This is a genomic window from Phenylobacterium sp. CCH9-H3 (assembly GCF_001557235.1).
In the GTDB taxonomy this organism is placed as follows: Bacteria; Pseudomonadota; Alphaproteobacteria; order Caulobacterales; family Caulobacteraceae; genus Phenylobacterium.
Window position 1 is genome coordinate 1 of record NZ_LSJI01000236.1, and the last position, 228, is coordinate 228.

A 228-nucleotide genomic window follows, 5' to 3' on the forward strand; every position below is an offset into this window, starting at 1 on the left:
ACTTCCGAGGCGAACGAGTTCAGCTGGTCCACCATGGTGTTGATGGTGTTCTTCAACTCCAGGATCTCGCCCTTCACGTCGGCGGTGATCTTCTTGGAGAGGTCGCCGTTGGCCACGGCGGTGGTGACTTCGGCGATGTTCCGCACCTGGCCGGTCAGGTTGTTGGCCATCAGGTTCACGTTGTCGGTCAGGTCCTTCCAGGTGCCGGCCACGCCCTTCACCTGCGCC

1 protein-coding gene is annotated in these 228 nt (G+C 61.8%); it reads right to left on the bottom strand.

What is annotated here, in order from left to right; genetic code table 11:
- On the bottom strand, positions 1–212 hold a 212-nt coding region (locus AX721_RS20950), incomplete at its 3' end, for a HAMP domain-containing protein (RefSeq protein ID WP_231754746.1).
- Positions 213–228: the final 16 nt, after the last annotated feature.